Genomic DNA, 21430 nt, shown 5'->3' with positions numbered 1-21430 from the left:
GGCCGCTGATCGTCAAGGCGGCCCTAACATCTCGGACCGTTATGAAACAGACAGGAATCGATCGCAACCAGGATCCGGCGGAGCTCCTCCTGCAGGGATGCATCCTCGAGGGGCTTCCCCTCCAGGTTTGCTTCGGCGATAAGGGCGGAATAATGGATCGCGCCCAGCGGACTTATCCCCCTCCCGGCCAGCCTCTCCCTCAAGACTCTTTCCGCTCGAGCGTCAACCTTGCTCAACACTACGCCGCATGGCTTCTCCGCCTCCTCGGCCAGCCTGCAGGTTTTTTCCGCGAGGATCACCGCTTCGTGGGAGGGGTCGACGGTCACTAGGACGAAATCCGCGCCCTCCAGCAATCCGCGGCCGAAATGTTCCACCCCCGCTTCGGTATCCACCAGGACCCACTGCCCCTCGTCCAGGGACAAAGCATTGAGGAAGGACCGGGCTACCGCCCCCATGGGACAGGCGCAACCCTCCATGCTGTGCTCGATCTTGCCTATCCTCGCCAGTCTGACACTGCCGTTGCCGGCGGAATACTCGGCCGGAAGTCTCCCAGTATGTAGGCCCGCTTCGAAGAGGCTCAATTCCTCGTCTCCCTCACCCCTCAACCTGGCGAGCCACTTTCCGCTCACGATGGGTTTCCCCCCCAGGTGTTCCATGACCGTAAGTTCCGGAGGCTCCAGCCCCAGCATGAGGTTAAGGCCGAGATTGGACTCGTCCGCGTCCACGACGAGGCAGCCGGCGACGCCCTTCAACTCCCCCGCCAGCAGAGATACGAGCGTGCTCTTGCCGCTGCCCCCTCTGCCGCACACTATAACCTTCGGCATTGTTTCACCTTTCTCTACGTTTCAGCCCGCTTTAGGGTGGAGGCCATCCTGGTTGCCATGGAGCGACACCCGTCATGCATGAGAAATCCCAGCCCAGCCTGCCGTCTGGGCATGAAGGCCTACTCAACCATCAATATCCGGAATGAACAAGACCATGTCTGTCGATCGCACAGGAACCTTCCTGGCTCTGAAATCCGTAAGTGCCGCACTGATCGCCAGCGCCTTTCATTTACCGCCCTTTACATTATCCGGTCTGCGGGCCTGCATCATATATCCACCATCTTTGTCCACTATGGATATCTCATTGAAGTCAGCTATTTCAAAGATGCCCCTCATGCCGCGCTCGTCCGGGAGCATGTCCCCGCCCACTTCCCCCCCGATCCTGCGGTGCAGGGCGTTGATCGCCTCCCGGCTCTCGTTGTGACAGACGGTTACCCTTCCTCCCGGTTTGAGGATGCGGAACATCTCCCGCGCCGCCTCCTCCTTGTCCACCACGTGGGGGAAACAGTTATGGCATACGACCTCGTCGAAGGAGAAGTCGAGAAAGGGGGTATGTGCAACGTCAGCATTGATGTACTCTACATTCCATGCCTCGTACTTGTCCCGGGCGATCCGGAGCATCCTCTCCGCTATATCCAGGGCTATCACCTTTCCCTCGCCGCCCACCGCCTCCAGGAGCCAGGGGATGATGAGTCCGGTACCGCAACCCACGTCTAGCACCCTGCTCCCGGGCTTTATCCCAAGTCCACAGATGAGGCGTTCGCTTGCAGCCGCACCGTGCGCGTCGTACCTTTCGTCCCAGGCATCCGCCCTCTCGTTGAAAAAGGTCCTGATGGCAGTAGTCATATTCGTACATCTCCTCCGCTTCGCGGGCCCGGCGCTCCGGGTTCTGGCGGGCGCGTTGGACCGGAAAAAGAAAACCACGAAGGTCTGCGACCTTCGTGGTCACTTACTCAGTCCTGCTCAATGGTCTACCTACAGCGGCTTCCCACCGCTTCCCTTCTTCGTACGCCCATTATAATAAGGCAACTCCTCTGTCCTCCGCAACCTGGGTAGCCCCACACATCTCGGATCACAAGAACACCCTCCCAACTGGCCATTATGCCTGGAGGAAAGCACACGATTCCTGAGCAGATCTATTTATGCCGGAATTTGGCCGTGAGGGATATGTCTATTCCGCTGCGTGTTCCATTGGTGTTAGAAATCCATTAGATTAAAAGTCACTGCATGGCTTGATTTCATTGGTCTGCTAGAAGCGATGGAGGGGGCGGGATTCGAACCCGCGAGTCGTTGCCGGCCAATGGTTTTCGTAACCAATGCACGCCTCTCCATGAAAGTCTATGCTGGATTACTTAAGTCGTTGACCTGGAGGTTTGCAATTCCCATTATCTATGCATCTGCTTATTTAACGATACTTACTACTTCATAATGGACCCATTTTGGGCACAGTCCGTGAAACCCGGATTTCGCGGTCTTTTAGGATACACGAACTGTTGATGCAAAAGAGCACATCAGATGGCTTTTTAGATGGCGGAGGGGGCGGGATTCGAACCCGCGAGCCGTTGCCGGCCAATGGTTTTCAAGACCACCGCATTCGTCCGCTCTGCCACCCCTCCGGGTCTAATTCTAATCGGGGGTGGCGGTTGAGTAAATCACACGGCTAGCGCGTGGCTTTCGGGTTGGCAACCGGCCAGCTCCCAGCCTACACCAGGCCCTTGCGCGCCATCCACAACTCCAGCGGGTTCAGCCACCCGCGCCGCGCGAGAAAAGCCAAACTGCCGTAGTAGAGCTGGGGGCTGATGCGTTTGATCGCCCAGTGCACCTTGCCCGAGAGCATGGGGACGCAGTAGAGCTTCCCTTTCTCCACCGCCTTGATGGCCGCGGCGGCCACCTCGTCCGTGGTCATCCTGGAATAGTTGAAGGCGGCGTAGGCGATCTCGCGTTCCGTATCGTTCCCGAAGCGCGAGTGCTCGAACAGGTTGGTGTTGAAGAACATGGGGCAGAGTGCGGTGACGCCGATTCTGTCCGGGGCAAGCTCGCTGTAGAGGGTCTCCGAGAGGGAGATGATGGCCGCTTTGGAGGTGTTGTAGGGGGCCATCTCCCCCATGCAGGTTATGCCCATGGCCGAGGCCACGTTGAGGATGTAGCCGCCGCCCTGCTTTTTCATGCGGGGAATGAAGAAATGGCAACCGTAGACCATGCCCCAGAAGTTCACGCTGATCAGCCACTCCCAGTCCTCCAGGGGGATATCGCCGGTGAAGCCGCCCATGCCCACCCCGGCGTTGTTGACCAGGAGGTCGACGCCCCCCCACGACGAGAAGAAGTGGTCGGCCATGGCGCCCACCTCATCGGCCACCCTGGCGTTCATCTCCCAGGTCTCGCCGCTGCCACCGTTGCGCACGACCATCTCCAGGGTCTCTTCCGCCCCCGCCATGTCGATGTCCGCGATGCCGATGCGGCATCCCTTGCGCGCCAGCGCCAGCGCCAGCGACCTCCCCAGGCCGGACCCGGCGCCGGTGATCACCACGCTCTTACCTTCGAGGACAGCCATCTTCAGCTCCTTCCCCCTGCGAGTCAACGTGTCTGCGAGTCACATGCCTATAGGATACGGCCGCACGGCCGCGTCAGGAGCCGGTTATCTCTTCCATACCCCGCATGTAGGGGCGCAGGGCCTCGGGTACCTCCACGCTGCCGTCCTCGCGCTGGTAGTTCTCGAGGATGGCGGCCACCGTCCTGCCGATGGCCACCCCGGAGCCGTTGAGGGTATGCACCAGGCGCGACTTGCCTCCCCCCGCGGGCTTGAACCTGATGTCACCGCGGCGGGCCTGGAAGTCGGTGAAGTTGGAGCAGGACGATATCTCCTTGTACTCGGCGCCGGAGGGCAACCACACCTCCAGGTCGTAGCACTTGGAGGCGGCAAAGGAGAGGTCGCCGGTGGAGAGGATGACCACGCGGTATGGCAGCCCCAGGCGCCGGAGCACCTCCTCGGCGTTGTCGGTGAGCTTCTCCAGTTCCTCGAAGGAGGAGTCGGGGTGCACGAACTTGACCATCTCCACCTTGTTGAACTGGTGCTGGCGGATGAGCCCGCGCACGTCGCGCCCGTAGGAGCCGGCCTCGCGGCGGAAGCACGGGGTGTAGGCGCAGTAGTAGATGGGCAGGTCCTCCTCGGCCAGGATCTCGCCGCGGTAGATGTTGGTCACCGGCACCTCGGCGGTGGGGATGAGATATAGAACGTCGTCCTGGCAGCGGTACATCTCCCCCTCCAGCTTGGGGAGCTGCCCGGTCGCGAACATGCTCTCCTCATTGACCAGGATGGGCGGGAAGACCTCCGTGTAGCCGTGCTCGCGCGTGTGCAGGTCGAGCATGAAGTTGATGAGGGCTCGTTCCAGCAGCGCGCCGTTTCCCTTCAGCAGGGTGAAACGCGATTCGGCGATCTTCACCCCCCGCTGGAAGTCGAGGATGTCCAGGCCCTCGCCCACCTCCCAGTGGGGGCGCGGTTCGAAATCGAACTGCCGGGGCTCGCCCCAGCGCCGCACCTCCTGGTTGAAGCTCTCGTCCATGCCCACAGGGACGGTCTCGTGGGGCACGTTGGGGATGCGGATGAGGATCTCGCGCATGCGCGCGTCGAGCCCGTCCACCTCCGTCTCCAGTGTCTTGATCTCGTCGCTGAGGGCGCCCATCTCCTTTCTTAGTACGGAGTCGTCCTCGCCGGCGCGCACCTTCTCGCCGATCTCCCTGTTGCCGCGCTTGTGGCGAGCGCGCTTCTCCTCGAGCTCGGTCTGGAGGGCGCGGCGTCGGCGGTCGAACTCCAGCAGGTCCTCCAGGGGTACCTCCAGGCCGCGGTCCCGCGCCGCCTTGGAGACGGCGTCGGTGTTCTCCCGCACGAACTTCAGCTCAAGCATCGCCGCCCTCCTCGTGGAATACGGGGTAGGACCCCAGGAGCTTGACCCGGGGCAGCTTGCATTCCAGGCACTTCAGGGCCGAGGCCACCACCTCGTCCTGTTCATGCCCCTCGCAGTCGATGAAGAAGCAGTACTCGCCCAGCACCTGCTTGGTGGGGCGCGACTCTATCTTGCTCAGGTTGATGTAGCGGAAGGCGAACTCCTGCAGGATCTGCAGCAGCATACCCGGCCGGTCCTGGTAGATAAAACAGACCATGGAGGTCTTGTCGTCGCCGCTCGGCGGCTGCTTCTCCTTGCCTAGCAGCACGAAGCGGGTGCGGTTGTCGGGGTGGTCCTCCATGCCCTCGCGCAGCACCGCCAGGCCGTACAGTTCCGCCGCCAGCCTGCTCCCGATGGCGGCCAGGGGTTCGCTGGATCCCGCCACGCGCTGCGCCGCCTCGGAGGTGCTGTTCGCCGCCTCCACCTCCACCCCCGGAAGCAACTCCACCAGGTGCCTGCGGCACTGCGCCGCGGCCTGGGGGTGGGAGACCACGCGCTTCACGCCGGCCAGGCCAACGCCCGCGCGCGCCAGGAGGTGATGGCTCACCCCGCAGACCTTCTCTCCCTGAATGAACACGTCGGCCTCGAAGACCAGGGTGTCCAGGGTGGCGTTGACGGAACCCTCGATGGAGTTCTCGATGGGGACCACCGCCTTCTCGGTGACGTTGTCCTCCACGGCCAGGATGGCCTCCTCCACGGTGGGGAAAGGGATGGCCTGTTCGTATTCGAGGCCGCGCCAGTTCTGGAGGGCCTCCTCGGTGAAGGTGCCCGACGGGCCGAGGTAAGACACGCTGCGGCAGCTCCGCGGGGAGGTCAGATCACCCACGAGCCGTCCTCCTCCCTGGAGGATGCGCCGCCCTCGTCCGGAGCGGCCTGGACGTCGAAGGGCTTGGGCGCGCGCCCTTTCTTGGTGCGTATCAGCGGCGGCTTGGTGCTCAGCGCCCGGCGCAGCGACTCGCTCTCTTCGTCGGAGAGTACATGGGAAGCCTGTCCCGCTCGCACCGCCTTGGCATAGGTCCGGTTCTCGTTGCGGCCGTAGATGGAGGTGAAGATGACGCCGTCACCGTTCTCGTCGAGCATGGTGGCTGAGTAGCTGAGTTTGCCGCCCATGTCCTCGAAGGCGTCGTAGCGCACCACGGCGACGCGCTGGATCGTGCCGGCCAGGACGTCGGTGAGATAGTCCTTCTGTTTCGCCTGTTCGTCCAGGAGAGCGAAGAGGTCCTCTATCTGCAGAGCCTGGTTGGCGACCTTGTCCACCAGGCTGGTGCCCTCCACCCCCCGCTTGAGGATGGTCACGCTGCGGCGCATGAGCGAGAGCTGGCGGAAGAGCACGAAGATGCCCACGATGAGCAGCACATCCACCAGGAAGAGCAGGGCGATGAGTATGCCCGCGTTGTCTTTTATGGTGTCCATTATTATGTGGTCCTCCTTCCATCCAAGAGGATATCATACCCAAGCCCCAGGAGGAGAGGCGGGGTGGCACACATGAGGTCAACCCCGGCCTGTGCCTATCCGATCATATTCATATTCCCATCACGCGCGTATTGAGATGCGGGCACCCCGAGGTCGCCACGGCGCCTGCGGCGCCTCGCGATGACACTGTACGGTGGCACGGACCCCAAACGTGCCGGCGTCTCGCGATGACACTGTACGGTGGCACGGACCGGGGACCCCATGTGTGCTTGCGGCTGGTGGGGTATAGTGTGGCTATGGACGGTGCGTTGGAGGAAAAGCTGCAAAGACTGCGGCGGGTCGTCGCGTCGTATGCTTCTGCCCTGGTGGCTTATTCCGGCGGCGTGGACTCGACCCTGCTGGCCCTCGTCGCCCGCCAGGAACTCGGGGAGCGCATGAAGGCGGTGGTGGTGGACTCGCCGCTGCTGCCACCGCGTGAATTGGAGCGCGCACTGCGCATCGCCGCTTCCCTGGGGATGCCTCTCGCGGCGGTGGAGGCAGACGAGCTGTCCCTCCCCGGTTTCGACCGCAACCCCCCAGACCGCTGCTATCTCTGCAAGGGATACCGCCTGGGCATCCTGCGCGACCTGGCGGCGCGGGAGGGGTGGGAGATGGTGCTCGAGGGCTCCAACCTGGACGATGCCGGGACCCACCGTCCCGGGCGGCGCGCCACGCGGGAAGCGGGCGCGGCGAGCCCGCTCGAGGAGGCGGGGCTGACCAAGTCCGACGTGCGCGCCCTGGCGAGGGAGCTTGGCCTGCCCAACTGGGACGCCCCGTCCCGTCCCTGCCTGGCCACGCGTTTTCCCTATCGCACGGAACTGCGCCGCGAGCTCATGGCCGCGGTGGACGCCGCGGAGGCGGAACTGGAAGGCATGGGAGCGCGCGAGCTGAGGGTGAGGACGGATGCCCCCGGTGAAGCCCGCATCGAGTTGGGTGCGGAAGACACGGCTGTACTTGACGTGAAAGACAACCGTGATAGGCTGGTAAAAAAGTTGCAGGCCCTCGGTTTCCGGCGCATAACGCTGGACCTGGAGGGGTTCCGCAGCGGCAGCATGGACGAGAGCCACGCGCACGGGAACTGCGAGGTCCTGTATGATGGGGATAACGGCACCGGCACCACGGGCGGCTGAGCCGTGAAGCAGCACGGTCGGAACGGAGCACAAGGGAGAGATGAAGACCCTTTACCTTGACGCCTTCGCGGGTATAAGCGGTGACATGATGCTCGGCGCCCTCGTCGACCTCGGCGTGCCCCTGGAGGTCTTCCGCTCCACCGCCTCCAAGCTCGGCCTGAGCGAGGTGGAGATAAGCGCGGCCCGGACCGAGCGCAAGAGCATCGGCGCCGCCAAGGTGCACGTGCATGCAGCGGAACGCGGAGTGGTAAGGACCTACGCCCACATCAAGGGCCTCATCGAGACGAGTTCTCTCTCCGCCGGGGTGAAGGACAAGAGCCAGCGCATCTTCGCACTCATCGCCGAGGCCGAGAGCCGTATCCATTCGCGCAGTATCGACCAGGTGCACTTCCACGAACTGGGCAGCGCCGACACCCTCGTCGACGTGGCGGGCACGGCGGCGGGGCTGGAGCACCTGGGGGTGGAGGAGCTGTTGTGCTCTCCCTTGCCCATGGGCACGGGCATGGTCAAAACCCACCACGGCATCCTGCCCATACCCGCGCCGGCGGTGGTGGAGATCCTCAAGGACGTGCCGGTCTATTCCAGCGGCATACCCACGGAGATAGTGACGCCCACCGGGGCGGCCATCGCCGCCGCCCTGGCCGCGGACTTCTGCCTGCTGCCACCCATGCGCGTGCAGGCCGTGGGCTACGGCGCTGGCGACCGCGACCTGGAGATCCCCAACCTGCTCCGCGCCTTCCTGGGCGAGCGCGAGGGTGCCTCCCGCGGCCGCGCGCGGGAGAGGAGGCTGGTGTTCTCGGCCAACATAGACGACATGAACCCGGAACTCTACCCATACGTCGGCGAGAAGCTCTTCGAGGCCGGAGCGGAGGACGTCTGGCTCTACCCCATCCAGATGAAAAAGTCGCGCCCCGCCGTCACCCTCAACGTGCTGGTGCCCCCGGCGCGGGAGGAGGAAATCAAGGAGGTGCTGTTCGCGGAAACCAAGACCCTGGGCATACGCATGGCGGAGGTGGACAAGGAATACCTGGACCGCGAGATCATCCAGGTGGAGACCCCCTACGGGCGGCTTCGCGTGAAGTTGGCGCGGCAACAAGGCCGGCCGGTGAACATCGCCCCGGAATACGAGGACTGCCGCAAGGCCGCGGCTGCTTCCGGCGTCCCCCTGAAGGACGTCTACGCCGCGGCGGAGGAGGCGGCACGGACGCTGCTGTCGGCGGAGGAAGAGGAGAAGGAATAAGGGTACGGGAGGTACTCGACGCATGTATATCGGAGTCATAGGCGGCCAGTTCTGTAGCGAGGAAGAGGAGCGCGTGGCCTACGAGTTGGGGGGCCTGCTCGCCAGGGAAGGCGCGATCATCGTCTGCGGCGGGCTCGGCGGGGTGATGGAGGCCGCGTGCCGCGGCGCCAGGGAGCAGGGGGGGACCACCATCGGCGTCCTGCCCGGCCCCTTCCGTGGCGACGCCAATCCCTACGTCGACTTCGCCATCGCCACCGACATGGGGCAGGCGCGCAACGCCATCATCGTGCGTTCCGCCGACGCCGTGGTGGCGGTGGGCGGGGAATACGGCACCCTCTCCGAGATCGCCATGGCCCTGAAGATGGGCAAGAAAGTGGTGGCCCTCTCCAGTTGGGAGATCGCGAGCAAGGGCACCGCGGACGACAAGATCGTCCGCGCCGACACCCCCGCGGCGGCGGTGGAGGCCTTGATGGGAGCGGGCCGCTAGCGACCGGCCCGTGTATAGGCGAGGCCTGCCGGAAACAGGGCGCCCGGCGCGGCTTCAGCAGGCCAGGTAGGGTATGGTCTGCGAGGCATGGGGCAGGAGTAGCACCTTGCCGCCTGGAACGGTCTCCATGGCTTCCTCGAGGGCGTCCGCTATGCTCGTATGGGGAATGATGCCGATACGGCTCACCACATCGGGATCCAGGCAGGATACCAGCATCACCTTCCTGGCCTGGCGGTGGAGCAAGGCCGCCCGGAAGACCACGAAACCGGCGACGGTGAAGTCGCGCCGCAGCTCGGCCTCTATCTCGTCCTCGCCCCCCAGGTCGAACCAGCGGTTGAACTCGTACGGCCCCAGGCCGTCCGTGCACTCCCCCACCATGATTAGTACTCCCTCACCGTCATCGCGCAGGGCGGCGCGCGCATTGGCGTTGGACTGGAAGGCCTGGTAGAAGGTATGGTCCATGGGGTGCCCTCCCCGGGAAGCCACCACGATGTCCCCTTTCGCGGGTATCTTTACCCGGAAGGCCTCGGAGACGAAGGCGCATCCCCGCTCGTGGGCGGCGGCGAGTTCGCCCGCGAACACTCCCAGGAACGAGCCCTCTTCGCTGAGGGCGAAGTTGACGATGAAACGCGGCCCCAGCATGCGCGCCGCGGCCAGCATGTCCTCGTGCACCGGGTTGCCCGCGAGCATGCCCGGAACTGCCATGGGGTTGGTGCCGCTGCCGGGGGTGTCGCCGAGGGCACGGCCGTGGTTTGCAAGGATGGTCGCCATGCCTGACATGCCCGGCAGCACCGCCTTGCGCCCGCCTCCGAAACCGGCAAAGGCGTGGGGGACGACGGCCCCGGTACAGATGACGTGGTCCGCTTCGGCGGCGTGGCGGTTCACCCACACCGGCGTGCCGTAGGGCGTCTTCCCCAGGTACCGCAGCATGGAGGGGTCGCGAGCGTCGTGGTTGACCACCCTCACCCCGGGGGGAAAGCCCTCGCCGAGGATGTCGATCATCCCCTGGTATGATGGTTTGGCGTGGGTGCCGTTGGCGATGATCACGGTGATGTCGCGATCGGGGACGCCTGCCCGGTTGAGGGCGCGCACCACCAGGGGCATCCAGCGCCGCGCCTGCACCCACAGGCGGTGGTGATCGGGGCAGGCGACGGCCACCTTGTCCCCGGGCCGCACCAGCTCCGCCAGTGGGGGTGAGGCGATGGGATGCGCGAGGGCTTCCTCCAAGGCCCTTTCCAGGTCGGGCAGGGGCTCCACCGCGACGCCCTCCACCGTGCCCAGGTACAGGTGGTCGGGCACCTCGAAGGCCTGCTCTCCTCTTCCGAATCCCCACGTGAACTTCATAGCCATTACTCTATCAGATTGCCACATATCGAGGTTTGCTCTTCACCACGGTGCCCTTTGGCACGGGCCGGGGTTACCCTGGACGTACCGACCCCGCATGTGCCGTGCGCAGGCCGCCTAGTCCCCCAGGTTCGCGAGCATGAAGTCGATGGTGGGGCGGATGACCTCGTTTTCCCGCCGCGCGGAGCAGTTCGCCGCGGCCACGCAGACGTCCAGGTGGTTGTAGCCCTTGAGCGTCTCGGTTGTTTCCGGGGGGATAAAAGGGCCCTTCTCCGCCACGAAGGTGACCTGCGGCATGCCTCCCACCGCGTCCGGGTGCAGGTAGGGCAGGCCGCAATCGGGGCCGAAGGAGGTGGCGGCGACCTCCATGTCCAGGTTGACCCGCAGCGCGAAGTACCACTCCAGGGCGTTGGTGGGCCCGTAGTACAGGAACCTGGCCACGTCCTGGATGTCCGAGACCTCTTCTTCCGCTGTAGTGTAGGTCAGCGTACCTCCCGTGTCCGTATAGTCCGGGTCGGCAGCGTCCGCGACCTCGTCGAAGTCGGCCCAGGAATAGAGGGGTCCCTGCCCCAGGTGGAAATAATCGGGGCCAGCGTCGTTGGCGATGAACATCCCCTTGATGCTGATGAGCGAGCGCAGCGCCTCGGTGAGTTCCGGTATCTCCTGCAGGTCCTCGGGCAGGGGGAACTCCTTCACGACCACCGCGCCACCGTTCAGGAACCCGCAGCTCGCCTGGAGCGCGACCACGGGCTGGTAGTTGTCGTCGACGATGATCCCGAGCTGGGCCTCGTTGGTGAAGCGGAAATCGGTCATGTAGGGCACCGGCAACAGGAACTGGTCCATCGCCCGCGATTGCAGCATCCTCAGGACCATGTCCACCTCGGGCGACTTGGGGATGCGCCGCAACACGGTCGATTCCGCGTCCGGGTGCCAGGCCGCCTCCATGGCCAATGTCTCCTGCAGGGACAGGAACTCCGGGAACACCAGTGGAAGCGGCACCCTGCGGGCATAGGTGCCATCGCGCATGCCCTCCACCACCTGGCCGTAATCCTCCGCGTCCGCGATGGTCGGGAGGCCGAAGAACATGGAGAGCGAAAGGTCCTCGGTGGGGAGCGTCGGCACCAGCGCGGTGTCCAGCCCCACCAGGCCGGCGCAGTTCATGTAGCCGGCGTCGTCCAGCGTGGCGGGGTCGCCGTCAAAGTCCCATCCCGCGAAGTAGGCGGTGAGGGGACCGCCCAGCGAGTGCCCCCCCACGAAGACCTTGGAGCGGCGCATGGCGGGGTCGGGCACCATGGTGGTGATGACCTCGTACACGTCCTCCATGGCCAGCTTCAGTCCGAACTCGGAGAGGAAGGGCATGTCCCCATCGTCCAGGAAACCCTGGAAGGTGCGCCCGCCGATCTCGGCGCCGTGGTAGTAGTAATCGAGGGCCACCTGGACGTCGCCCGCCGCCTCGGCGGCGTTGGAGCCGGTGAGGTCCTCGAGGTTGTTAGGCCTGCGGTCCATCACCCAGACCTCCATATATTTGCTGTCCTGGGTGAGCGCCATGTACACCAGTTGGCGCCCCGTGTACTCCAGGCTGTTCGCTCCCCCCATAAAACCGGGCATGAGCACCAGGATGGCATCTGCATCGGCTGGATCTCCGCTCGAACCCTTGGGGCGGAAGCGCAGGAAGTTGATGTAGTCGCACGCCTCCGGGGGCACACCGTTTTCGCGCGGGGCCGGGGAATAGATGCTCTCCATCTCCATGCTCACCAGGGCGTCCACGTCCTGCGCCGTCCAGTCGCGCACGGCGGGCGGGTGTTTTCCCTCCGGGACGGGTCCCCCGGGCATGTAGCATCCCGCGGTCAGCAGGACGCAGGCGAAACCCAGGATGAACAGGTACAGCGGCGTGCTCTTACGCATCAAATACCCCCCTCATGCCAGCTCTTTGATAGTAGCCCAAGTATACTATTTTCATCCTAAGTATACTAGTGGGTAATATGGCGGCCAAGCCTTTAAAGCCCTCAGGAGCCCAGCCACCACCAGGGAACCGCGATCACATTGCTGTGGAGATGGCGGAGGGCGCTCCCCGCATGCACCAGCAGTCCCCGCATCGCCCGGGGGTGTTCCTCGAGGAAAGCAAGGAGGTTCTTGATATCGTTGTAGGAAGGCCGGGTGGTCATCTTGACCTCAACCGCCACCAGGTCCCTGCCTTGCTCCAGGACGAAATCCACCTCCCGCCCGCCGGAGGTCCGCCAGAAGTAGATACTTATGCGTGGGACCTGCAATTCCGCGTCCGCACGCAATTGCAGATGGACCAGGCACTCGAAGAGGCCGCCCAGCTCGCGCGCGTTACGCAGGGAATCCATGTCGTGATAGCCGGCGAGAAAGGTGTTCAGCCCCGGATCGATATAATACAGCTTGGGGGACTTGACGATGCGTTTGCTGCGGCTGGCTGTGAAGGGGGGTACCCTCACCAGCAGGTTCGAGACCTCGAGCAGCTTGATATAGCGGTATACGGTAGGCTGGCTTATGCCGGTATCCCGCGCCAGGGCGCTCTGGTTCAGGACGCTGCCTGCCCTCAAGGCCAGCGCGCCCAGGAGCCGCCGGAAATCGACCAGGTTATCTATCTGCGAGAGCTCCCTCAGGTCCCTCTCCAGGTAGGTCCTCACGTAGCTCTCCCACCACAGCAAAACGTCACCGAGCTCGCTCAGCTCCAAAAGAGGTGGCAATGAACCTCTCAGAATATACGGCAGCGGATCCTCTTTCTTTGCGCTCTTCTCATCCAGCTGGAAGTCCTTGCGCATGATCTCTGCAAGTCTGGATGGTCCCCCGCCCCTACCCTTCATCTCCCGATAGGTGAAGGGCAGCATCTCCAGGTATATAGCCCTGCCCGCCAGGGATTCCGTCACCTTGCTCATAAGCAGCAGGTTGGATGAGCCCGAGAGCAGGAAGCGCTTCTTGCGCTTGCTGCGGTCCACCTCCAGTTTGACCGCCTCGAGCGTCCGAGGCGCTTTCTGTACCTCGTCGATTATTATTTCATCGTGTCCCTCCCAGAGGGATCCAGGGTCCTCCTGTGCCTGCCCTAGCAGCGAGAAGTCATCCAGGTTTATATAGTGAAATCCCCTGAATTCGTTCCTTACGAAGGTGCTCTTCCCTACCTGGCGAGGTCCGGTTATCGCCACAACCGGAAAGGAGCCCAGTGCCGATTCGACCTTGGGCCCCAGATCTCTTTTCCTATATTCTATTTCATGCTCTGAATACTTATTATTCATACTATGAATAATAAGTCTATTCCGCTTTTCTGTAAAATGCAGCTCCTTGGCATCCTGCAAAGCCTCCGTGAAAACCCTTGTAGCGCCGTCCTGATATAAAGGGGTGTTGACCATATGTTGATCGGATTCTCAAAGGATTCTTCGTTTGCAGAAAGGTTACAGGCAGAATGGCAAATCATGCTTGGGTTTTCGCATTTCGCAGGCAAGAAATCGGATAGATGCTAACGGATAGGAAATACTTTTCCCTTTATTCATGCACTCTCCAACAAACCTAGCAGGCCAGAAAATAGCGGTGATCGAATGCCGGCGCATTTATGAATCGGGGCACTACGGCTGCGCCAACGGATTTACAGTCCGGGAAACACGGTTGCCCAGGGTTTGCGACAGGTGCTAACAGTTGCACTGAATTACGTTTTACATGGGATTTTTCAGGAACCGAGTTGTTCTCAGTTGAACTCGGTTTTCCTCAGTTGCGCACAGCTATATTGACTATTTGTTGACTGAAACTAGTAAATTTTGGCATTTTATTTGCTGGATATAGAGCTCGCGTCCTTGAATTCATCTGCAGATAACTCTATCTACCAGTGTTGCCTATACGCAATCATCAAATAATCGGGAGTCGCCTACGCCTAATCCTTTGTTGCTCTATCACTATGATACTGCTTACAAGCTCATCGATGGGGATCAGCTCAAAGACCCTACTCAGTAACAGTAGGGTCTGCTTTTCGCTGTAATTGCCGCCCCGAAACAGGATAACACCCGGGCCTTCTTCTTGGGTGAGGGCCAATATGCGCGGATAATCCAGGTCTGCTGTGATCACCAGCATTTTATTGGATTTGGCATAACCCAAGAGAGTTTCATCCGTGGCCTTGGACATCTCTATTTCAGTGGCATGTACGGCCGTGAATCCTTGATCTCGCAGCCATGCAACAAGCCCCGGCGAGAGGGGCATATCGACGAGAAAGCTCACTTGGCGATCTCCAAGGTCTCCTCTTCTGCAAGAAAGGCTGCGTAGCGCAAGGTTTCATCGATGTCCTCGGGTTCCAGGTAGGGATATTCTTTCAGGATCTCCTCCCTGCTTTCTCCCGAGGCGAGCAAACCCAACAGGCGGGAAACTGGGAACCTCAGCCCCCTTATGCACGGCTTCCCTGTACATATCTCCGGGTCTATTGTTATCCGCTCGAATTTCATCGATACCACCTTCTCTCTTCACCAATAATACCCCTCCGCTGTAGTTGGTGTCATCAAAACGATTGCTCTGTTTCGTAACTCTATGAAGCCGCTCAGACTGTCCGGGATCGACCCCTACGGACTCTTTAATCTCCTCCAGGGACTCGCCTTCAGTAAATATGGGGTGCCCGAGAGCCTCGGCTTCATAACCGCCATCCATCGATTCCTCAATAAGGAAAACGACTTCTTTATCCAACCCTGTTCCTCCCACTTCCTGTCCAATAGTGGCAGATAGATTGTATCACCATGAGACGACTCAACTGTACTCGTAGCCAAAAAGGTGGTTGATGGGGCAGTTGAACGTCCTTCCCCACACGGCGATCTTCTCATCTATCTCGTCCGGGCAGTAGGCGCGATCCAGGAAAGCCGCGAGTTCCTCGTAGCTGTCGAGACCGAAGATGCTCCTCAGTGCGTCGTCGTCGTTGTGGTTTCTGTCCAGCAGGACGTTGCCCCTCTCGCTTATGACCAGCGTGGAGGGCTCCGCGAACTCCGCCTTGTAGCGCTCGATGTTCTCGAACAGCTCGTCCAGGTAGCAGAAAAAGAGGTCCTTAGAGACCTCCTTCAGCCTCTCCACCGTCATGGTCCCGTCCAGGTAGTCACGGAACTCGTCGTTGTTGAAATATGCGTAGGTGAACTTGATGTCTATGCCTGCCTCGTCGGCGAAGCTTTTCGCGGCATGGACCTCATCGATATTGAACTGGTAGACGTGGAAGTGGATGTAGGCCTTGCTCCGGAAACCCTTCTCACGCAACACTTTTATGATGGTCCGGATGTTCTCCTTGATGCGCTTGAGCTGAAAGCCGTGCATGCGATCGTACGAATCCTGGCTGAAACCCGGCATGGAGAAGATGAGTTCCGTGAGGTGTTCGCATGTTTTCAAGGGCGAGAAGTCGGGACATTCGGAAGCGTTGGTGCTGATCCCCAGCAGCAGCCCTCTCTCCGCGGCATAATCCATGATCTGGGGCAGCTCGGGGTTCAGGAGCGGCTCGTACCAGTTGTACAGGCCTACCCAGGCATCGTCCTTGATGATGTGGCGGTCCAGCAGGTGCTCGAATATCCTTCGGAACTCCTCGCAACTCATATGCGTTTTGGGCTTGTGGGCATTGAGCCCCGCACGGTTGGCCCGTCCCGTTAGGCAGTAGGGGCACCTGCCGTTGCAGTAGTTAACGATATCGATATAGACGTCTTCGTACATACCAGCCACCCAGGCCTTTCTATCCTTTTACGCCGCCCATTGCCAATCCTTCCCGGAAGTACCTCTGGATCAGCAGGAAGAAGACGATCACCGGGACCGCCATGATCACGGAGGCCGCGGTCAACAAGCCGTAATCGGTGCTGTGGCTCCCGATAAGGGTCTGCAGACCGATGGATGCCGTCCGCGTGGCATCGGAACTGATGAGGATGTTGGCGAACATATACTCGTTCCAGGCGGCAATGAAGGCGAAGGTCAGAACCGTCGCCATAGCGGGCAGAGAGATCGGGAATATTACCTTCACCATGCACTGGAAGTAGTTACAGCCGTCGGTCAGGGCCGCGTCCACCAGGTCGCTGGAGATGGAGAGGAAGTAGTTCCTCTGCATCCAGATACCGAAGGGAAGGACGAAGGAGAGGTAGGTCAACACCAGGGCGAATCTCGTATCAAGCAGGTGCAGCCTGAAGCACATCACGAACAGGGGGATCACCAGCAGTATCTGCGGGAACATGTAGACGAACAGGGTCATGCCCAGGAACATCCTCTTTCCCCTGAACCTGAGCCAGACCAGTGAATACGCCGCCAGGGACGTTACCAGCAGGCAGATGACGGACGTGCAGCCCGCGACGACCAAACTGTTCTTCAGATACACCTCGTAATCCATCACCCTGAAGAGCCTGAAGTAGTTACTCAGGGTGAACTCGTCCGGGATCAGGGACGGACTGGCGCTGGCAATCTCCGCCCTCGGCTTGAAGGATGTGAATACGGCGACGATGAGGGGAAGCCAGACGATGGCGGTGACCACGACCAGGACCGTGATCCTCAGCGCATGACCGAGCCAGGCGCGCCGCCTGCCTCTTCCACGTGCCGGACCCGTACCGGATGGCTGCTCATGCCTCATCCCGCTCACCTCTGTTTACTATCCTGAAATACAGGATCGTGAAGGCCGCAAGCACCAGGAAGAGGATCACCGCCAGCGCGCTGGCATAACCCAGGCGTTTGTGCTGGAAGGCCTGCTTGTAGACATAGAGGCTCAGGGTGAGGGTGGCGTTGGCCGGTCCCCCCTTGGTCAGCAGGTAAACGAGGTCGAAGGCCGCGAATTCCCAGATGATCTGGAGGATGGTCACCATGATGAAGGTGGGCTTCAAAGCAGGCAGGGTGATGAACCTGAACTGCTGCCACCTACCCGCCCCGTCGATCCTGGCCGCCTCGTACAGGTTGCCGTCAATTGATTTCAAGGCCGCGGAGAAGACGAGGAGGATGAAGGGATAGGAGAACCAGATGGCGGGCACCAGTATTGCCATCCACACCAGATCCGTCCTGGCCAGAGGGTTCACGGGCGAGCCGATGAGGTGGAACTTAGTCAGTAGGTGGTTCAGGTAGCCGTAAGAATCACTGTACAGCCAGCGGAACGAGAAGGCCACCACCACGGACGGCAGCACCCAGGGCAGGAAGAGCAGGGTGCGAAAATATTTCGCATACCATGCCCTGACGTTCAGCAGCATGGCCAAAGCGAACCCGATGATGGTGTTGAAGACGATGGTGAAGAAAACCAGCTTGCACGAGTTGGCCAGCGATTTCCAGAATACCGGGTCCCGGTAGATCTCCTTGAAGTTGTCCAGGAAGACGAAGGAATAGCCTTCGTAGGAGAGCGTGCGGTCGGTGAAACCCATATAGATGCCGCTGATGATTGGATACACGAGCACGCATACGATTATTAGGGTCGCCGGCGACATGAACAGTATGGCCGTCCGGTTCAGTCGGGCGTAGTACTTGCTCATGGTCTTACCGCGGCACCTCTTGCATCAAGGTTCACGCAGGCCGGCCCGCGCGGCGCCGGCCTGCACAAACCCCAAGCCTTCCGCCCTACTGGGCGTTGGCTTCCTCTATGGTCCGGGCGACGTTTTCCTGCAGGATCTTCAAGGCATCCTGGGGAGCCATCTTATTGATGGTGACGTTCACCATGGCCTCCGTGAAGAACGGGTCGCACATGTAGGCGCCCAGGATTATCTCGTGGTCCCAACCCAGGGTTATCTGGGTGGGGGACTGCTCCTGCATGGCACGGTACCAGTCGAATTCCGTGAGCTCCGGGTCGTCGGTGATGTCCACGAAGGGAGAGACGTTGCCGGAGATCAGGGCCCATTCCTTGCTGAGCTCGGGGGCGCTCATGAACTCGATGAACTTCTTAGCCTCCTCGGGATGTTCCGCGTCCCGGAAGAGGAAGAAACCTCCCGTACCGGACCAGCTGCCGGAATGGCCGGAAGGCCCATCGGGGAGCACCGAGAAGCCGATGTTGCCGTAGGTCTCCGGGAACATGTCCGCGAGCAGAGTGCCGTAGCCGCCCCAAGTGATGGCCATGGCCACATTCCCTAGGCCGATGGCGTTGGCAGGGTCGCTGTGCTCCCAGGTGACGGTGCTCTCGGGTACGACCTTCAGCTCGTTATAGAGGGTGTTCACCAGCTCGAGAGCCTCGAGGTTCTCCGGGCTGTCGAGGGTGACGTTGCCTTCATCGTCGATCATCACCCCGCCAGCCGCCTTCATCAGGCCGGTGAGGATCTGGCTGGACTGGTAGGTGTCCCCGGTGAAGAACCCGAACCCGTACACGCCGTCCCTGGTGGTCGCCTGGGCGATCTCGACCAGCTCTTCCCAGTCGGAGGGCGGCTCGTCGTAACCGGCCGCCTTCAGGATGTCTTTGCGGTACAGCAGCACCTGCGAGGCGTCGCCGTGGGGTACGCCGTACCATTCGCCGTCAAGCTGGAAGTCCTGTACGCCCTCGTTGAAGGCATCGCCGCCTCCTAGTTTGTCCACCAGGTCGGTGACGGGCAGCACCTTGCCTTGCAGGGCATAGTCCACCGCGGTAATCGGGCAATCGTAGCCGATGTCGGGAGTCACGCCGGTCTCCAGCGCCTGCTCCCACTTGGTGTAGATGTCGTCCCAACTCTCGATGGTGAAATCGACGTCGATGTACGGGTACTCGGCCTCGAACTCGGCGATATGGGTGTTCCAGAACTCGGTCTCCTTCTCCAAATCGTACCCGTAAGGCGGATACGAGAACTTGATGGTCACGTCCTCCTTTAACTCTTCCTCGCCGCCCGAACCACAACCGGCAAGAGCGACCATCACTACCATGACCAACAGCAGCATCCAGACCAGGCCCTTCTTCAATGCGATCACTTCTCCTTTCTTGGCACCGATACTTGCTCTACGTCTAGGGTCAGGGGCTTTTGGTGACGGCAGCGGCCAGGATGTTCTCCTCGCTCTCCACGTCAAAGATGAAAACCCTCTCGGGCGGCAGTTCGATCTTGAGCAGCTCTCCGACGGTGAAGGCGGCCGTGGCGGTGGTCCTGGCGATGATGTCCGCGGGGCCCAGCCTCAGATGCAGGTGCGTCTCGGAGCCCATCCGCTCCACTACGTCCAACTCCATCTCGAAGCCATTGCTTTCCATTACCGAAGGGTTGATGAGGATATGTTCCGGACGTATCCCCAGGATGACCTCCCCACCCACAAAAGCGCGGACTAGGGGTGATGGGATCATTGAGTCCGGCAGGCGGATGAGGTGTCCCGATCCGCTGAGGTGAGCGTAAATACATCCTGCTTCCTCAACCAGCATCGCCGGAAGAAAGTTCATGGGTGGCGAGCCGATGAACTCGGCCACGTACTTGTTGATGGGGTTGACGTAGATATCCTCCGGGTTCCCCACCTGCTGGATCAGGCCATCCCTCATGACTACGATGCGGTCACCGAGGGTCATGGCCTCGACCTGGTCGTGGGTGACGTAGATTATGGTGGCCTTTATCCGCCGGTGCAATTTAAGGATCTCCGCCCGCATGGTGTTGCGCAGCTTGGCGTCAAGGTTGGAGAGGGGCTCGTCCATGAGAAAGACCTTGGGCTTTCTCACCAGGGCCCTCCCGATGGCCACCCTCTGCCGCTCGCCACCGGACAGCTTGGCGGGTTTGCGGTCGAGGTAACGCTCTATGTCCAGCAGTTGTGCGATATCCATTACTCTTTGCCTGATGGCTGGCTTTGCTTCCTTGCGCAGTTTCAGCCCGAAGGCCAGATTATCGTAAACGGTCATATTGGGATAAAGCGCGTAATTCTGAAAGACCATGGCGATATCGCGGTCCTTGGGCGGCACCTCGTTGACCAGACGGCCATCGATATAGATCTCGCCTGCGGTGATGTCCTCCAATCCGGCGATCATACGCAGCGTCGTGGTCTTGCCGCAACCCGAGGGTCCGACCAGCACCACCAGTTCATTGTCCTCTATCTCGAGGCTGAAATCCCGGACCGCTTCCTGCTCCCGGTATTCCTTGCGCACGTTTTTCAAAACAACCGCAGCCAACCCTTTTTCTCCTGTTCACGTGATGCTTCTTGAGTTCAGCGGTTCAATATTAGCTGCCTTTATTAAGCCATTAGCATAGTATATACTTCCTCTCATACGTGCAACCTCGCCAGGTTGTTCGTGGCGTGGGGCGATCATTCCCGTGGCCACCGCTTTCAACATCCATGCCGCGATCCGTCCGTCACTCAGGAAACTGAGTGACTGTTGAGTTGTTCCCGTTTCATCGGTTATGCTCTAAATTGAAATGGACCGGGTTTCCCCGGCCCACTTCGTACCAATTCCGGGAGAAAGTGGCTCCATATCTCCCGAAAGTGGGGGGCTTGGTTTTTTACTGGATTCAGTGCTTGCGCTCTGCCCGCGCAAGCACGGAATCCAGCGTCTATATCTCTACGCCGCGGCCACCTCTCCGAACCGCTTCGGCTTGAACACCTTGTCCCACAGGGGCACAAGGCAGTTGGCGATGATGATGGAGTAGGCCACGGCGCCGGTGGGCGCTCCGTAGACCCGGATGAGCACGATAAGCACCCCGATCATCAATCCGAAGATCACCTGCCCCCAGGTGTACATGGGGCTGGTCACCCAGTCCGTGGCCATGAAGAAGGCGCCGAGCATGACGCCGCCGGCCAGGATCTGGTAGAGGCCGTCCGAGCCCACGATGTAGCCGAGGATGAGCACGGTGGCCAGGATGGTCACCGGTATCACCCAGCTGATGACCTTGCGGTAGATCAGGTAGGCGCCGCCCAGAAGGATCCAGAACGCGCCGACCTCGCACAGGGCACCGCCGTAGTTGGCGAAGAGCAGGGCGCCATAACTGGGACCGAGGCTCTCCAGGCCCGGCTTGATGTAGGCCAGGGGGGTGGCGGTCATGACGCCGTCGAACCCTCCCGCGAGCATGCCCAGGTTGCCGGTCCAGCTGGCCAGCAGGCCCGAGACGGTGATGATGAACACGTAGCCGAAGAGCGCCGGGTTGAAGATATTGCGCCCCAGGCCG

At 61.3% G+C, this 21430-nt stretch carries 20 protein-coding genes and 1 tRNA gene; 3 read left to right on the top strand and 18 right to left on the bottom strand.

Going from position 1 to position 21430, the window contains the following annotated elements:
* Positions 1-23: 23 nt before the first annotated feature.
* From AB1384_05475 to AB1384_05445, 7 genes are all read right to left on the bottom strand, one after another.
* Entirely contained in the window at positions 24-824 is an 801-nt protein-coding gene (locus AB1384_05475; GenBank protein MEW6553717.1) for a nitrogenase reductase, read from the bottom strand.
* Positions 825-1049: 225 nt separating this feature from the next.
* Positions 1050-1670, bottom strand: a complete 621-nt coding sequence (locus tag AB1384_05470) for a methyltransferase domain-containing protein (protein ID MEW6553716.1) — start codon at positions 1668-1670, stop codon at positions 1050-1052.
* 682 nt (positions 1671-2352) lie between these two features.
* Positions 2353-2440 (bottom strand) — tRNA-Ser (locus AB1384_05465).
* 86 nt (positions 2441-2526) lie between these two features.
* Positions 2527-3375 carry an SDR family NAD(P)-dependent oxidoreductase gene (locus AB1384_05460; protein MEW6553715.1) on the bottom strand — a complete coding sequence of 283 codons (849 nt, stop codon included), beginning with the start codon at positions 3373-3375 and terminating at the stop codon, positions 2527-2529.
* A gap of 73 nt (positions 3376-3448) precedes the next feature.
* Positions 3449-4726 (bottom strand): serine--tRNA ligase, encoded by a 1278-nt coding sequence (gene serS, locus AB1384_05455; protein ID MEW6553714.1) that lies wholly within the window; start codon positions 4724-4726, stop codon positions 3449-3451.
* Positions 4719-5591 carry a prephenate dehydratase gene (gene pheA, locus AB1384_05450; protein ID MEW6553713.1) on the bottom strand — a complete coding sequence of 291 codons (873 nt, stop codon included), beginning with the start codon at positions 5589-5591 and terminating at the stop codon, positions 4719-4721. The genes serS and pheA overlap by 8 nt, the downstream gene beginning before the upstream one ends.
* A complete protein-coding gene (locus tag AB1384_05445; protein MEW6553712.1) occupies positions 5579-6178 on the bottom strand; it encodes a DUF4446 family protein in 600 nt (199 codons plus the stop codon). The genes pheA and AB1384_05445 overlap by 13 nt, the downstream gene beginning before the upstream one ends.
* A gap of 296 nt (positions 6179-6474) precedes the next feature.
* Between AB1384_05445 and larE the strand changes: the two genes are divergently transcribed.
* Genes larE through AB1384_05430 form a run of 3 tightly spaced genes read left to right on the top strand, consistent with a single transcriptional unit; the run spans position 6475 to position 9074 of the window.
* Positions 6475-7347 carry an ATP-dependent sacrificial sulfur transferase LarE gene (larE, locus tag AB1384_05440; protein MEW6553711.1) on the top strand — a complete coding sequence of 291 codons (873 nt, stop codon included), beginning with the start codon at positions 6475-6477 and terminating at the stop codon, positions 7345-7347.
* A gap of 40 nt (positions 7348-7387) precedes the next feature.
* Positions 7388-8587, top strand: coding sequence for a nickel pincer cofactor biosynthesis protein LarC (gene larC / locus AB1384_05435; GenBank protein MEW6553710.1), 1200 nt, complete (start codon positions 7388-7390; stop codon positions 8585-8587).
* Positions 8588-8609: 22 nt separating this feature from the next.
* Entirely contained in the window at positions 8610-9074 is a 465-nt protein-coding gene (locus tag AB1384_05430; GenBank protein ID MEW6553709.1) for a TIGR00725 family protein, read from the top strand.
* A gap of 54 nt (positions 9075-9128) precedes the next feature.
* On the opposite strand, the gene larA is transcribed toward AB1384_05430, so the two are convergent.
* From larA to AB1384_05375, 11 genes are all read right to left on the bottom strand, one after another.
* Positions 9129-10418 carry a nickel-dependent lactate racemase gene (gene larA, locus AB1384_05425; protein ID MEW6553708.1) on the bottom strand — a complete coding sequence of 430 codons (1290 nt, stop codon included), beginning with the start codon at positions 10416-10418 and terminating at the stop codon, positions 9129-9131.
* Positions 10419-10535: 117 nt separating this feature from the next.
* Positions 10536-12323, bottom strand: coding sequence for a hypothetical protein (locus AB1384_05420; GenBank protein MEW6553707.1), 1788 nt, complete (start codon positions 12321-12323; stop codon positions 10536-10538).
* A gap of 101 nt (positions 12324-12424) precedes the next feature.
* Complete coding sequence (locus AB1384_05415; GenBank protein ID MEW6553706.1) at positions 12425-13585, bottom strand: ATP-binding protein; 1161 nt, start codon at positions 13583-13585, stop codon at positions 12425-12427.
* A gap of 694 nt (positions 13586-14279) precedes the next feature.
* The gene (locus AB1384_05410) at positions 14280-14645 is read right to left on the bottom strand and encodes a DUF5615 family PIN-like protein (GenBank protein MEW6553705.1); all 366 of its coding nucleotides are present in this window, start codon (positions 14643-14645) and stop codon (positions 14280-14282) included.
* Complete coding sequence (locus tag AB1384_05405; GenBank protein ID MEW6553704.1) at positions 14642-14866, bottom strand: DUF433 domain-containing protein; 225 nt, start codon at positions 14864-14866, stop codon at positions 14642-14644. The genes AB1384_05410 and AB1384_05405 overlap by 4 nt, the downstream gene beginning before the upstream one ends.
* 295 nt (positions 14867-15161) lie before the next feature.
* Positions 15162-16100, bottom strand: coding sequence for a radical SAM protein (locus AB1384_05400; protein MEW6553703.1), 939 nt, complete (start codon positions 16098-16100; stop codon positions 15162-15164).
* Positions 16101-16119: 19 nt separating this feature from the next.
* Positions 16120-16998, bottom strand: a complete 879-nt coding sequence (locus tag AB1384_05395) for a carbohydrate ABC transporter permease (protein ID MEW6553702.1) — start codon at positions 16996-16998, stop codon at positions 16120-16122.
* Positions 16988-17878 (bottom strand): sugar ABC transporter permease, encoded by an 891-nt coding sequence (locus AB1384_05390; GenBank protein ID MEW6553701.1) that lies wholly within the window; start codon positions 17876-17878, stop codon positions 16988-16990. The genes AB1384_05395 and AB1384_05390 overlap by 11 nt, the downstream gene beginning before the upstream one ends.
* A gap of 85 nt (positions 17879-17963) precedes the next feature.
* Entirely contained in the window at positions 17964-19262 is a 1299-nt protein-coding gene (locus AB1384_05385; protein MEW6553700.1) for a sugar ABC transporter substrate-binding protein, read from the bottom strand.
* Positions 19263-19311: 49 nt separating this feature from the next.
* Positions 19312-20439 carry a sn-glycerol-3-phosphate ABC transporter ATP-binding protein UgpC gene (gene ugpC, locus AB1384_05380; GenBank protein MEW6553699.1) on the bottom strand — a complete coding sequence of 376 codons (1128 nt, stop codon included), beginning with the start codon at positions 20437-20439 and terminating at the stop codon, positions 19312-19314.
* Positions 20440-20826: 387 nt separating this feature from the next.
* On the bottom strand, positions 20827-21430 hold a 604-nt coding region (locus AB1384_05375; protein ID MEW6553698.1), incomplete at its 5' end, for an RnfABCDGE type electron transport complex subunit D.

This window comes from Actinomycetota bacterium (genome assembly GCA_040757835.1).
GTDB lineage: Bacteria > Actinomycetota > Geothermincolia > Geothermincolales > RBG-13-55-18 > SURF-21.
Note: the sequence above shows the minus strand (reverse complement) of the source record. Positions and strands in the feature narration are given on the sequence as shown.